The sequence below is a fragment of the Salinicola salarius genome, from assembly GCF_002179555.1.
Lineage (GTDB): Bacteria > Pseudomonadota > Gammaproteobacteria > Pseudomonadales > Halomonadaceae > Salinicola > Salinicola salarius_A.
This window is the reverse complement of sequence record NZ_NHOU01000028.1, coordinates 23,508-37,233: the sequence shown is the minus strand read 5'-3', so window position 1 is coordinate 37,233 and position 13,726 is coordinate 23,508. Positions and strand designations below refer to the sequence as shown.

Genomic DNA, 13,726 nt, shown 5'->3' with positions numbered 1-13,726 from the left:
CGATCCACCGCCGCGGGCCCTGGCCCGCGGCGATTTCGTTTTGTCGGGGGGGTCAAGCTTTGATCAATCGATAACGGATCTCGGCCTCGTCCAGCGTGGTGCGATGTTCGGCGGCAAGGCTTTCGTCGATCAACACGAGGTCGAACTCGTCGAGATCGGCGAGCCGATGCAGCGCGCCGTGGCCGAACTTGGCGCTGTGGACGAGCAGGATCCGGCGCTCTGCCGCCGCCATCTGGGCGCGCTTGATCTGGGTCACCGTCGGGTCCTGAACGTAGGCGGTAGTGCCGAGGATGGCCGATGCGGAAAGCACCGCCACATTGGCACGCAGGTTGGCGAGCGTCTGTTCGCAGAGCAGGCCGAAGGTGGCATTGAAACGGGGCTGGTAGTCGCCGCCCAGGGTGATCAACTTGATGCCGCTGGCGGCCTTGAGCCGGTCGATGCTCTCCAGGCCGTTGGTGATCACGGTCAGTGGCTCCCGCGCCGGCAGCAGCAGGGCGAGTTCGGCGGCAGTGGTGGAGTCGTCCAGCATCACCGCTTCGCCGGACGCGATCTCCTCCAGCGCCGCACGGGCCAGCGCCTGCTTTTCCCGCGTGGCGATATGCGAACGCAGTGCGAAGTTGCTTTCGAACACGCTGGAAGAGCGGGTGGTGACCCCGCCATGCTGCTTGTTGACCATGCCCTGATCGGAGAGGGCGTCGAGATCGCGGTGTACCGTCATCCGGCTGACGCCGAAGCGCTCGGCCAGCTCGTCGACCTGGGCCGAGCCGGCCTGGATGATGTAGTCCAGCATCGCCTGGCGGCGCGCTGGTGCCCCCCGTGTCACGGTGCGAGCCGTCATGGTGGCGGACGAAGTCATGACGCTCCCGTCGTCAACACGACCTTGATCGAGTCGCGCCGGGCGGCGATCTCGAAGCCGCGCTCGAAGTCGGCCAGCGGAACACGATGGGTGACGATGCCGCGAGTTGTCACCAGCCCGCGGGCCAGCAGGTCGATCGCCACCGGGTAGGTGTGCGGCGAGAGATGCGAGCCGCGGATATCCAGCTCCTTGCGGTCGCCGATGGTGGACCAGTCGACGCTGGTGGGCTCCTTGAACACGCTGAACTCGACGAACCGACCGAGCTTGCGTAGCGACTCCAGGCCTTGGACCACGCCGCTCGACGAGCCCGTGGCGTCGATGTAGACCTCGCAACCGTAACCGCCGGTGAGTGCCCTAACTTCCTTGGCGACATCGTCGCGATGCGGATTGAGGCCGTGATCGGCGCCGTAGTCGCGGGCCATTGCCAGACGCTCGTCATGGGTATCGACCAGGATCAGCTGCCTGGGCGTCTTGAGCCTGGCAAGCTGGACCATGGCTAGCCCGATCGGCCCGCCACCGGCGATCACCACCGTGTCGTCGAACTGGATATCGGCGCGATTGACCGCATGAATGCCGCAGGCGAGCGGCTCGAGAAACGCGGCGTCCTCCACGCTCAGGCGCGGATCGACCGGATGCAGCACCGCGTTGGCGGGGACGCGCAGATATTCCGCCATGCCGCCATCGGCCACGCCGCCCTGAAAGCCGAAGATGTTGTGCACCTCGCACATCCAGTAGTGGCCGCGCTGGCAGTAGAAGCACTGCCGGCAGGGCAGGATCTGCTCCGGCACTACGCGCATGCCGAGTTCGACGTCGAAATGCTCGGCGGCGCCTTCACCGAGCGCGACCACTTCGCCGGCGAATTCGTGGCCGATGATCATCGGTGGCTTGACCCAGGGCGGGAAGCGTTCACCGTCGCCCCAGTACATGGCGGCGCCATCGCGGCACTTCAGATCGCTCGAACAGATCCCGCAGGCCTGGATCTTGAGAATCAGTTCTCTCGGGTCGGGCCGGGGTGTCGGCACGCGCTCCAGGCGGTAGTCGCCGGGGCCGCGACAGACCACGGCCTGCATGCTTTCGGGGAATGACGCTCGAGAATCAGGCATTGGAGACTCCGGCGCTGGGTTGGTGGACTGAAACGAATAACGAAGGAGTAGTGAAGAAATAACATCAAAAAGTGACGTACTGCCGTATGACTTTGGTCTCGGATAAGTTTCCTGCTCGGCGGGTAATTTTTAAATCTTTGATTAAATTAGTATTATTTAAAATCAGAAAGATAGTTAACACTAACGTCTAACGACTTTTCGTCACAGAATAATGTTAGAAATGGCCGCGAGTGGCGTTCGTGCAAGCCACCACTGAATGATTCGGCGAAGGCGATCAACGGGGAGGCAGCCATGTCACGCGGTTATCTGCTGGGGCTCGATGGCGGCTCCAGTTCCACCAAGGCGGTGATCTTCGATACCCAGGGCCACGTCGTGGGGATCGGGCGGGAATCTTCCCGGCTCGAGCATCCTCAGGCGCACTGGGTCGAGCGTGACATGAGCGCCGCCTGGGCGAGCGCGACAGCGGCGATACGTGGTGCCCTGGCAATGGCCGAGCTGGACGGTGACGAAATCCTGGCAGTCGGCGTTACCGGTCATGGTGACGGGCTTTACCCGATTGACGGGAAGGGTGAGCCGCTTGGCCGGGCGATCACCTCACTGGATAGCCGCGCGGCGGGTATGGTAGAGCGCTGGTGCCGAAAGGGCGTTCGGGACGAAGCGCTGGCGCGGATCGGGCAGACGCCTTTCGCTTTCTCGCCGGTGACCTTGCTGGCGTGGATGCAGGATCATCAGCCGGAACGGTTCGCCGCGCTCGGCCATGTGCTGACCTGCAAGGACTGGCTGCGTTTCAAGCTGACCGGCACGGTGGCGACCGACTTCACCGAGTCCAGCACCGGCTATACCGACGTCGAGACCCAGCGCTACAGCCGTGACGCGCTGTCGATGCTTAGGATCGATGGCGCCTTCGAAGCGCTGCCGGAGGTGCGCATGCCCGACGAGATCGCCGGGCATGTCTGCGAGGCGGCGGCCCGCGAGACCGGCTTGAAAGCGGGAACTCCCGTGGCGACGGGGCTTCACGATGTCACGGCCAGCGCGGTGGGGCTGGGCAACATCGAGTCGGACACGCTGACCATCGCGGCCGGCACCTTCAGCATCAACGAAGTCTTTTCCGACGCGCCGAAGCCCGATCCGCGCTGGGCGACCCGCAACGGCCTGCGCCCGGGCCAATGGCTAAACATGGCGATTTCACCGGCGTCGTCGAGCAATCTCGAATGGTTTCATCGCCAGTGGGGCCGGGCCGGCGATGGCGGCGCCGGGGCCTTTCTCGCCGACATGGAGGCGGCGCTGGACGAGGCGTTCCGGAGCCCGTCGCGCCTGGTCTATCACCCTTTTCTTTACGGTTCGCCCTACGACGAGCCTGCCAGCGCGGGCCTGTTCGGCCTGCAGGGCTGGCATGGTCGCGGCCATGTCCTGCGCGCGATTCTCGAAGGCGTGGTGTTCAATCATCGTGTCCATGTCGATGCGCTGGCGTCGACCTTCGCCATCGATCGCATCCGTATCACCGGCGGCGGCAGCCACTCGCCGCGGCTGGCCCAACTGTTCGCCGATTCGCTCGGCTTGCCGCTGGAAACCTCGCGCATCCAGGAGGCGGCGGCCTGGGGCGCGGCGATCTGCGCGGGCGTCGCGGCCGGTGCGTTCTCGTCGATCGACACCGCCACACGGCTGTGCGAGGTCGATCACCGCTACATACCGGATGCCCATCGCCAGGCCGAGTGTCAGCAAGGCTTCGAGCGTTATGAGCGATTGATCGAGTGCCTGCGTCCGCTGTGGGCGGTGCTCGATGCCGAGGCCTCGTCGGCGGGAGCGTCCGACGCCGAATCCGAATCCAGACCGATGGGGAGAGCCACCCGATGACGGAATCTCTGAATCCAGCCCCGCTGACGCGCCAGCAGACACTGGAACGCCTGCGAGCCGATCCTTCGGTCTCGGTGCTGATCATCGGCGCCGGCATCAACGGCGCCGGGCTGTTTCGCGATCTGGCACTGCAGGGGGTCGATGCCCTGATCGTCGACAAGCAGGATTTCTGTGCCGGGGCCAGCGCGGCGCCTTCGCGGTTGATCCATGGCGGCCTCAAGTATCTGGAGACCGGCGAGTTCCGGCTGGTGGCGCAGTCGACCCGGGAGCGCAACCTGCTGTTGCGCAACGCGCCGCACGTGGTGCATCCGCTGCGTACGGCGATGCCCACGCACAGCTGGTGGGGCGGCATCTGGCCGTCGATCCAGCGCTTCTTTCGGCGTCCGGCGAAGATCGACGACCGCGGCATCCTGATCAGCGAGGTGGGGCTGACGCTCTACGATTTCTTCGGACGTCACTTCCGCAGCATGCCGCGCCATTCGGTGATGCTGGGACGCAAGGTACATCGGTCGTTGCCGGATATTCGGCGCGACGTGCGGGCGCTGCACACCTATTACGATGCGGCGATCAGCCAGGCCGAGCGGCTCGGGTTCGAGCTGATCGACGAGGGTTGCCGAACCCATCGCGGGGCGATGGCGCTCAATCACGTCAATCTCGTCGGTGCCGGTGGCGAAGCGGTCACCTTCGAGGACGAGGAGGGCGGCGTGTTCACGGTGAAGCCGCAACTCATCATCAACGCCGGCGGCGCCTGGATCGACGAGATCAACCGCCAGCTGGGGCGGGAGACGCGGCATATCGGCGGCACCAAGGGCGGGCATCTGATCGTCGACGTGCCGGCCCTCCGGCGCCAGCTCGACGGGCGCATGATCTACTTCGGCACGCCGGACGGACGGATCTGTCTGATCTATCCGTTCATGAACCACGTGCTGGTCGGGGCGACGGACATTCGCTGCACCGATCCGGACCAGGCCGTCTGCGACGACGACGAGCGCGATTACATGCTCGAGGCGGTGCGCTACCTGTTTCCCGGCGTCGCGATCGGGCCGGAGCAGGTGCGCTATCGCTACAGTGGGGTGCGCCCGCTGCCACGCAGCGATGCCGCCGATCCGGGCCAGATCAGCCGCGATCACGCCATCGTCGAGGATCGTATCCACGACCGGCCGGTGCTGTCGCTGGTGGGCGGCAAGTGGACCACCTTCCGTGGCTTTGCCGAGGAGGTGGCGGATGATGTGCTCGCCAGGCTCGGTCGGCGCCGCGAGATCGATACCCGGCAGCTGGCGATCGGCGGGGGGCGGGATTATCCCCGCGATGCCGCGTCGCGGGAGGCATGGCTTTCCCGCGTGACGGCGCTCTGCGAGGGCGACCGGCAGCGGGCGATCACGCTGCTGGATCGCTACGGCACTCGCGGCGAGGCGGTGGCGCGTCACTGCGCGAGAATGAGCGCCGAGGGCGTGAATCGGCAGCGTCCGCTCGCCTCGCTTGCCGATTATCGGGTGGGGGAGATCGATTTCGTCTGTCGCTTCGAGCGCGTCGAACATCTGGCCGACGTGCTGTTCCGGCGTCTGCCCATCGCGCTCTCCGGCCAGCTCGACAGCGCGGTGATCGACGAGGTTGCAACCCTGTGCGGCGCGGCGCTCGGCTGGGCCGGGACACGCCGCCGCGAGGAGATCGACGCGGTGTACGAAATCGCGACACGCTTGCATGGCGTTGCGCTGACATCCGGGCAGGAAAGCTCGACAATCTCGACTCAGGAGAGCACGTCATGACGACCGTCTTTTCTTCCAGTGGGTTACGTGTCGGGCGGCTATTTCGTCGCGATACCGGCCTGAGCTGCATGGTGGCGTTCGACCGCACTCTGCTGGCGGGGCCGGTGGAACATGCGATCGACGCGCGGCGAGCCTGCGAGGCGATCGTCGCGGCCGGGCCGGAGGCGGTGCTGCTGTCGCCGGGCGTGCTCAAGTCCTGCGGCGACCTGTTCGCCGATAGCCGGGCGCCCAGGGTCGTGCTGCGGATCGACTACCCGATGGTGGGCGACTTCACCCTGGCGGGCGAGGAACATCACCGCATGATCGCGACACCGGCCCAGGCGCAGGCGATGGGTGCGGACGCTGTGGTGATGTGTCTGATCTCCGGTTACGACGACCCCAGGCGAGAAGCCGACAATCTCGAAGCGGTGGCGGAGGCCGCCCGCCAGTGCGAGGCGATCGGGCTGCCGCTGATCATCGAAGCGGTGGTGTGGGGGCATCGTGAGAAAGGGCTTGAAGGCGGACGTCTCGATGGCGAGCGGATTGCGCGAGTCGCGAGAATCGCCGCGGAGCTGGGAGCGGACCTGGTCAAGGCGCAGTTCACCGGCGAGGCCGAGGACATGCGCGCGCTGGCCGACAGCTGCCCGGTTCCGGTGCTGGTGCTGGGCGGGGCGGCAATGAACGACGACGAGGCCCTGGCAAGCTTCACCCGCAATGCGTTGGACAACGGCGCGCGGGGCGTGATCTTCGGGCGCAATGCCTGGCAGCGGGAGAACGCCACGGCGGGTATCGAGCGGCTGATCGATATCGTGCACGGTATACAGCGCGTCCATACGAAAAGCGTCCGATAGCGCCGATCAATCGGCGGCTTAGGTGGCAAAGAATAGGCAGCTAGCTATTCTGTGTGTAGACTTTTATGTCCTGCCCCGGCGCCTTGGGGACAGTAGTGTCGTGCGTCGTTTTCATCCGTCCTTCCGACCGGCGGCGCTGCGTATTTTGTCAGGCGGATCGTGACCGCGAGCCGCAACCAGTGAACGAAGGGATCTCCGTACGCCATGAGCGAATACTCTCTGTTTACCTCCGAATCCGTGTCCGAAGGTCATCCGGACAAGATTGCCGATCAGATTTCCGATGCTGTCCTCGACGCCATCATCGCCCGGGACAAGCAGGCTCGCGTGGCCTGCGAGACGCTGGTGAAGACTGGTGTCGCCATCGTCGCCGGCGAGATCTCCACCACCGCCTGGGTCGATCTGGAAGATCTGGTGCGCAAGGTGATCATGGATATCGGCTATACCTCCTCGGAAGTCGGCTTCGATGGCGAGACCTGCGGCGTGATCAATCTGATCGGCAAGCAGAGTGTCGATATCGCCCAGGGCGTCGATCGCAGCAAGCCTGAAGATCAGGGCGCGGGCGATCAGGGGCTGATGTTCGGCTATGCCACCAACGAGACCGACTCGTTCATGCCGGCGCCGATCCACTATTCGCATCGTCTCGTCGAACGTCAGGCGGAGCTGCGCAAGAACGGCACGCTCTCCTGGCTGCGCCCGGATGCCAAGAGCCAGATCACCTTCACTTATGATGAAAACGGCAAGCCCAACGGCGTCGATGCCGTGGTGCTGTCGACCCAGCACGACCCGGACATTTCCCAGGATGATCTGCGCAAGGCGGTGGAGGATCTGATCATCCGCGACGTGCTGCCGGCGGAGTGGATTCACGACAAGACCCGGTTCCACATCAACCCGACCGGCAAGTTCGTGATCGGTGGCCCGGTGGGTGATTGCGGCCTGACCGGACGCAAGATCATCGTCGATACCTACGGCGGCATGGCGCGCCACGGTGGCGGCGCCTTCTCCGGCAAGGATCCGTCCAAGGTCGACCGCAGTGCCGCCTACGCCGGGCGTTACGTGGCCAAGAACATCGTCGCCGCCGGCCTCGCCGACAAGTGCGAGATCCAGGTCTCCTACGCCATCGGCGTCGCCGAGCCGACTTCGGTCTCGATCAACACCTTCGGCACCGCCAAGGTCAGCGAGGCGAAGATCATCGAACTGGTGCGCGAGCACTTCGATCTGCGCCCCCATGCCATCACCCGCATGCTCGACCTGCTCCATCCGATGTATCAGCTGACGGCCTCCTATGGTCACTTTGGACGCGAGCCGTTCGAACACAGCTACACCTGGACCGACGTCAACGGTGAAACCCAGACCGAAACCTTTACCGCTTTCCCGTGGGAAAAGACGGACAAGGCCGAGACGCTGAAGGCCGCTGCCGGCCTGTGATCGCCGATCCATCGCCCGAAGCCGGCCTGCCGGGCCGGTCCGGGCGATCCGTCTTGCCGCAACATCGAGCGGACCCGTTGATTCGGGTCCGCTTTTTTTTGGACTGATTACCGGCGGGATAAACCCGCATCATAGCTGCCATCGTCATGAGCCACTATCGTTATGGTATGGGGCAGGACGCCTATCGATCATTCGCCACGGCTGGCGGCGACAGGAAAGGATGCCATGCTGGAAATCGCAGCACTCTTCATCACGATCACCGCGCTGTTCGCGTGGTTCAACTACCGCTTCATCAAGCTGCCGGCGACGATCGGCGTGATGTTCATCTCGCTGATGGCTTCGTTGCTGCTGATCGCCCTGAGTCACCTCGGATTCGACGCGATTACCGATTGGGCCGAAGCCTGGCTGGGGCAGATAAACTTCAATGCGCTGCTGATGGACGGCATGCTGTCGTTCCTGCTGTTTGCCGGCGCGCTGCACGTCGATTTCCATAAACTGAAGCGCTATCGCTATTCGATCAGCTTTCTTGCCACCATCGGCGTGGTGATTTCGACCGTGGCGATCGGCAGTGCGGCCTGGTGGCTCTTCGCTACCTTCCATATGGCGGTGCCCTATCTCTACTGCCTGGTCTTCGGGGCGCTGATCTCGCCGACGGACCCGATTGCCGTGCTCGGCATCATGCGCAGCGCCGGCGCACCCGAGGACATGGAGATCAAGATCGTCGGTGAATCCCTGTTCAACGACGGCGTCGCGGTGGTGGTCTTCACCGTGATGCTGGGGGCGGCGACCGCGACCGAAGCGCTGACGGTCTCGCACTCCGCGATGCTGTTTCTGGAAGAGGCCGGCGGCGGCATCCTGCTCGGGTTGGTGATGGGTTACATCGCCTATCGGATGATGAAGAGCATCGACCAGTATCAGATCGAGGTGCTGGTCAGCCTGGCGCTGGTGCTGGGCGGCTATACGCTGGCGACGCATCTGCACGTCTCGGGGCCGATCTCGATGGTCATCGCCGGGCTGTTCATCGGCAACCGCGGCCGCGAGCACGCCATGTCGGATACCACGCGCCGCTATGTCGATGGCTTCTGGGAGCTGATCGACGAGATTCTCAACGCGGTGCTGTTCGTGCTGATCGGTCTCGAGCTGCTGCTGATCCCCTTCGAGTGGTCGTATCTGATCGTTGCCGCGCCGATCATCGGCGTGATTCTGGTGACTCGGCTGATCACCATCGGCCTGCCCATGATGATGCTGAAGCGCTGGATTCACTATCGTCCCGGGACCACGCGTGTGCTCACCTGGGGCGGGCTGCGGGGCGGAATTTCGGTGGCGCTGGCGCTGGGTCTGCCCGAGAGCGACTACCGCAACACCATCGTGATGGTGACCTATCTCATCGTGCTTTTCTCGATTCTGGTACAAGGTCTGACCATTGGGGGGTTGGTTCAGCGAGTCTTATCGCAAGAGGCCGACAAGTCTTAGACTTTGGTCGTGCATGACGGTTCGGGCATGGTATCGCCGCCGGGCGTTCCTTACTCTTGGGGCCATCATGGTGTGTATATTCTTCGGCCGGACAGGCCGATGACAATCAAGTGACGGGGTGAAACATGAAGTTACGCACAGGAATGCTGGTCGCCGCGCTGGGACTCTCCAGCGCACTGCTGGTCGGTTGCGGCGATGACGGTGATGACCAGGCGAAGGAGGGTGATCAGAAACAGCCGTCGTCTCAGGAATCATCGACCTCTCAGTACGGTGGCGGAACGCCGGATTCTGATGGTTCCGAGTCGACCAACGACAACGACCAGTCTTCCCAGTCGGGCGGGGATGATAGCCAGCAGGCTTCGGCCGGCGGTGGCGAGCCGGTCAATCTGATCTTCGGCACCGGCGGTACCGGCGGCAGCTATTATCCGATCGGCGGTGCGCTCAAGAGCGTGTTCGAGGAGAGTGATCTGGTCGATGGCGTGCAGGTCGTTTCCACCGGCGCCTCCGTGCAGAACATCAACAACATCACCGACGGTCTGAACCAGGTCGCCATCGTGATGAGCGACGTGGCCTACGATGCGGTCAAGGGGCAAAACCAGTTCGAAGGCCAGGCCGCCGATATCCAGACCATTGCTGGTCTCTATCCCAACGTGGTGCAGGTCGTCGCGACGGCCGACAGCGATATCCAGAGCATCGCCGATCTGAAAGGCAAGCGCGTCGGCGTCGGCAAGGTCGGCTCCGGGGTAGAGCAGAGCGCGGCCAAGGTGCTGGAGTCAGCCGGTCTGAGCTACGACGACCTGGCCCAGGTCAGCCACACCGGTTATGCCGACAGCGTGACCGAAATGAGCAACGGCAACCTGGATGCCGCGTTCTTCACCTCTGGCGTGCCCAATTCCAGCATCACCGGGCTGATGCAGAGCACCGACGTGACCTTCGTGCCGGTCAGTGGCGACGTTGCTTCCACGCTGCTGGAAAAATATCCGTACTACGAGAATTACGAGATTCCGGCCGGCGCACCGGAGCGCTATAACCTGGGCGACGCCGTGAACACCGTGGCGATCCGCAACATCATGATCGTGCCGTCTTCCATGCGCGACGATGTCGCCGAGGATCTGGCCAAGCGTTTCCACGACTATCTGGAATCCGGCAACGTCTCGGTCGGCGCGCTCAAGCAGTTCGATCCTGCCACCATGAACCAGAACCTGGTCGTTCCGGTACATCCGGGCGCGCAGGCCTACTACGACACGCTCGCTTCCAGAAGCGGCGGCGACAAAGCCGACATCAGCGAGGCCACAGCTTCCCAGGCAGCCAACGAACAGGCGGCAACTACCGATGCGGACGGTGCCGAGGCCGACCCTGCCAAGCAGACCAGCGCCGAGACGCCTGAAGACAACGCTCAGCCTACCGAAGGCAGCGATACCAGTGGTGGCGACAACGCTCAGGACAAAGAACCGCAATCCTGAGCAAGAGCGCTCGCGTGTCCCGCAAGCCATGACACGTCCTGGCGATGCGTAAAATCTGGCTGAGTATCGCAGCGGTGGTGATCCTGGTGATCGCCACCGCTGCGTATCCGCTACCGTGGCTGGTCATTCGTGACGGGCCGCAGTGGCGGTTTGCTTTTCCGGGGTGGGAGGGGACGACCTTCACTCTGCGCTGGATGCACTCGGTCGAGAAGGAGGACTGGGAAGAGTGGTTCGCAGTTACCGAGGGCGATGTCATCGAAATCACCGGAACGCGATTCAAGACCTTCGGTGCCGGTGTGCCATCCCGTGCCGGCAACGAAACCCATCTCGAGGATGGCTGGGTGGTGATGACCGGGATCGATCGCGTGGTCGATCCGCTGGCGGTACAGGCGGCGGTGGAAGAACACTACCGCCTGATATTTGCCGGCCATGTCATTCCCCTGTCGCGTGGCGACCCACCGCCGATTTTGACCTTTTCCATACTCAGGGTGCCCTTGTGGCAAGTGTTGCCGGCACTGGTGCGCCCCTGGTTGTCATAGATTCCTGCGTGGCGAGGAAGACATATGTCCGAACAGAAGAACACGATCTCCACCGACGGCCCGGAAGATCCGTCGGTCAAGGAGGCGCTGGAGAAATTCGATCGCGAGAGCCTGGTACGGGACAGGCTGCCGCGCGCGGTGGTCCAGTTCGTCATGGCGGTATCGGTGCTGCTGGCGCTGTTTCACCTTTACACCTCGTTTTCGGGGCCACTGGTCGATGTCGCGCAGCGCAGCATCCACCTCTATACCCTGCTGGGCCTGGCCTTCATTCTCTATCCGCTGACCCGTAAAGGAGCGCGGGATCGCGTACCGTGGGGTGATGCCATCGTGGCGCTGCTCGCCTTCGGGATCGGCGTCTACATGCTGATGGTGTCGGACCGGGTCATCGCCTCGGCAGGGCGCATCAACAATGTCGACATGGTCGTCGGCCTCGTGGCGATTCTGCTGGTCCTGGATGCGACCCGGCGCGTCACCGGCTGGGGTCTGACCATCCTGGCGACGCTGTTCCTGATTTATGGCTTCTACGCCAAGCTCTCTTTCTACCCGCAGTTGAACGAGGCGATCGTGCTCGCCACCTGCAAGCAGATCGTCTCGCACCTGGTCTATATCACCGAGGGGCTGCTGGGGACGGCGATCGGGGTGTCGGCGAGTTACATCATCCTGTTCATCCTGTTCGGCGCCTTTCTCGGCAAGTCCGGACTGGGTCAGCTGTTCAATGATCTGGCGCTGGCGATCGCCGGGCATACCCGCGGTGGACCGGCCAAGGTCGCGGTCATCGCCAGCGGTTTCCTGGGTTCGATCAATGGCTCGGCCATTGCCAACGTGGTGACGACAGGCGCCTTCACTATTCCGCTGATGAAGAAGACCGGCTACAAGCCGAACTTTGCCGGTGCGGTGGAAGCGGCCGCCAGCGTCGGCGGACAGATCCTGCCTCCGATCATGGGGGCGGCGGCGTTCATCATGGCCGAGGTGCTGGCCGTTCCTTATACCCAGGTCATTCTGGCCGGCATCATCCCGGCACTGCTGTTCTATCTCGGGGTGCTGTTCCAGGTGCATCTGCGCGCCATGCGCAACGGGCTGGAAGGCATTCCCCGCTCCCAGCTCACGCCGCTCAAGGAGGTCATGCTCAAGCGAGGCCACCTGCTGATACCGATGGCCGTGCTGCTGTGGCTGCTGTTCGAAGGGCGGGCACCGTTCTTCGCGGCCTTCTGGTCGATCGCGGCGACGGTTCTGATCTGCGGTACGCGGCGCGTCACCATCGGGCTCAGCCTGGTTCTCGCGCTGTTGATCTTCGAACCGCAGCTGCGCGCGCTGCTCGGCGGCCATGCGATGCCCAACTTCCCGGCCAGCCGCTGGATGCTGTTCGTCATCATCGCGATCCCGGTAGCGGTCAACGCGATGCGTGCCAGGCTGGGCATGGTGGCGGAGAAGATGGATGTCGCCGATTGTCGCGATGCCATGCACGACGGGGTGCGTAACGCGATCCCCGTGGCGGTGGCGTGTGGCGCGGTGGGCATCATCGTGGGGATCGCCACGTTGACCGGTATTGCGCTGGAGGCAGCGGACGCGGTGGTGACGCTGGGCCAGCAGATTCCGATTCCGATGATCCAGCTGCTGGTCACGCTGTTCTTGACCATGATCGCGTCGATCGTGCTCGGCATGGGGCTGCCCAGCATTCCGACCTACATCATCACCAGTACCATGGCCGCGCCGATTCTGCTCAACCTGCCGATGTTCCGCGAGCTGGCCGGCAGCAACGAGACGGCGATCTTCGTGGCGCACATGTTCGTGTTCTACTTCGGGCTGTTCGCCAACCTGACGCCGCCGGTGGCCCTGGCTGCCTACGCTGGCGCCGGCATCAGCGGCGGATCGCCCAACGCGACCGGTTTCCAGGCGATGAAACTGGCGATCGCCGGCTTCGTGGTGCCGTACATGTTCGTGTTCGCGCACAGCATGCTGATGATCGACGCGACGTTGTGGAACACGCTGTGGGTCATCGTGACCGGTGTGGTCGGCGTGTTGCTGCTGGCCGTCGCGGTCGAGGGCTATCTGCGGCGACCGCTCAATCCGTTCTGGCGGATACTGGCAGCGATCGGCGCGCTGGCATTGATCTTCCCGGGGATGATCAGCGATATCGTCGGTGCGGTCATTACCGTCGTGCTGTTCCTGCTGACCAAGGCGAAATCGGAGACTACGCCCGCTCGCGCGGTATAGCGCCCCGAGCCTTCGGGCCTTGATGACGCCCGCTCTCCTTGCGAGGAGAGCGGGCGTTTTTCATTCGGGGCCACGAGTCGGGTTCGATGACGTCGGGGCGGCAGTCGATGACGTCACATTCGGCCATGGTCATGAGCGACAATTTGTCTAGAGTCCACAGTAGCATCCGTCGCTGATGTTTGATATAAGACAACCAAAGCACC

General features: G+C 63.7%; 10 protein-coding genes. 8 read left to right on the top strand and 2 right to left on the bottom strand.

The genetic code is table 11. The annotated features are described in order from the left end of the window. Nucleotides 1-52: 52 nt before the first annotated feature. Nucleotides 53-856: a DeoR/GlpR family DNA-binding transcription regulator gene (locus tag CCD76_RS15900; RefSeq protein ID WP_218777054.1), complete on the bottom strand. Its 804-nt coding sequence runs from the start codon at nt 854-856 to the stop codon at nt 53-55. Further along, nucleotides 853-1,959, bottom strand: coding sequence for an alcohol dehydrogenase catalytic domain-containing protein (locus CCD76_RS15895; RefSeq protein WP_087720415.1), 1,107 nt, complete (start codon nt 1,957-1,959; stop codon nt 853-855). The genes CCD76_RS15900 and CCD76_RS15895 overlap by 4 nt, the downstream gene beginning before the upstream one ends. A gap of 291 nt (nt 1,960-2,250) precedes the next feature. Here CCD76_RS15895 and CCD76_RS15890 point away from each other — a divergent pair, with 291 nt between their 5' ends. The 8 genes from CCD76_RS15890 (at nt 2,251) to CCD76_RS15855 (ending at nt 13,523) form a co-directional block, all read left to right on the top strand. After that, the gene (locus tag CCD76_RS15890) at nt 2,251-3,813 is read left to right on the top strand and encodes an FGGY-family carbohydrate kinase (protein WP_087720414.1); all 1,563 of its coding nucleotides are present in this window, start codon (nt 2,251-2,253) and stop codon (nt 3,811-3,813) included. Then, nucleotides 3,810-5,579: a glycerol-3-phosphate dehydrogenase/oxidase gene (locus CCD76_RS15885; RefSeq protein ID WP_087720413.1), complete on the top strand. Its 1,770-nt coding sequence runs from the start codon at nt 3,810-3,812 to the stop codon at nt 5,577-5,579. The genes CCD76_RS15890 and CCD76_RS15885 overlap by 4 nt, the downstream gene beginning before the upstream one ends. After that, nucleotides 5,576-6,409 carry a class I fructose-bisphosphate aldolase gene (locus tag CCD76_RS15880; RefSeq protein WP_087720412.1) on the top strand — a complete coding sequence of 278 codons (834 nt, stop codon included), beginning with the start codon at nt 5,576-5,578 and terminating at the stop codon, nt 6,407-6,409. Before CCD76_RS15885 ends, CCD76_RS15880 begins: the two co-directional genes overlap by 4 nt. A gap of 204 nt (nt 6,410-6,613) precedes the next feature. Further along, nucleotides 6,614-7,834, top strand: coding sequence for a methionine adenosyltransferase (gene metK, locus CCD76_RS15875; RefSeq protein WP_087720411.1), 1,221 nt, complete (start codon nt 6,614-6,616; stop codon nt 7,832-7,834). Nucleotides 7,835-8,059: 225 nt separating this feature from the next. Next, nucleotides 8,060-9,307, top strand: a complete 1,248-nt coding sequence (locus CCD76_RS15870; protein ID WP_087720410.1) for a cation:proton antiporter — start codon at nt 8,060-8,062, stop codon at nt 9,305-9,307. Nucleotides 9,308-9,432: 125 nt separating this feature from the next. Further along, nucleotides 9,433-10,770 (top strand): TAXI family TRAP transporter solute-binding subunit, encoded by a 1,338-nt coding sequence (locus CCD76_RS15865; RefSeq protein WP_087720409.1) that lies wholly within the window; start codon nt 9,433-9,435, stop codon nt 10,768-10,770. Between the two features lie 44 nt (nt 10,771-10,814). Next, nucleotides 10,815-11,309, top strand: coding sequence for a DUF1850 domain-containing protein (locus CCD76_RS15860; protein WP_087720408.1), 495 nt, complete (start codon nt 10,815-10,817; stop codon nt 11,307-11,309). 24 nt (nt 11,310-11,333) lie between these two features. Next, entirely contained in the window at nt 11,334-13,523 is a 2,190-nt protein-coding gene (locus tag CCD76_RS15855; RefSeq protein WP_087720407.1) for a TRAP transporter permease, read from the top strand. Nucleotides 13,524-13,726 lie beyond the last annotated feature (203 nt).